Below are 421 nucleotides of genomic sequence, written 5' to 3'. Positions count from 1 at the left end.
CAATGAGGTGACTAAGCTCTGCTCTCTGTTGAATACTAAAAAGCCGGGCGATAAGTGCGACGACCAAACCGGTGGTTTGGCAGCCAACCCCATGATCTGGGACGACACTGTTAACAAGTGCGTTCGATTCTCGGAATCTCAGGGTGATGCACCCTGCACGCATATGAAGAATCAGGGCGGATCCGGTACCGCTTATACGGTTGCTGGCAACCTCGATAAAGGCGGAAATGCTGTTGCTCCTCCTACCTTTGCCGAGGGTTCTCTTAATTGCCAAATGCAGACTATCTCTAGTTCTGAATGCACTCTAAACGTCGCAGGCGCTATCAGTTGTAATGTTATTGGTTTTTTTACTGGCAAAGCTAATCCCTCAGGTACAACTAATGCTGCTGATGCCCTTTGTCCAGAAGGTGGCTGCCCCGTA

Annotated in this window: 1 protein-coding gene; it reads left to right on the top strand. The window is 49.6% G+C overall.

All coding sequences use genetic code 11. The annotated features are described in order from the left end of the window. On the top strand, window positions 1-421 hold a 421-nt coding region (locus tag AAEZ05_RS27845; protein WP_350649767.1), incomplete at both ends, for a hypothetical protein.

Source organism: Pseudomonas sp. HY13-MNA-CIBAN-0226 (assembly GCF_040310305.1).
In the GTDB taxonomy this organism is placed as follows: domain Bacteria; phylum Pseudomonadota; class Gammaproteobacteria; order Pseudomonadales; family Pseudomonadaceae; genus Aquipseudomonas; species Aquipseudomonas gregormendelii.
This window is presented reverse-complemented; position numbering and strand designations above follow the sequence as displayed.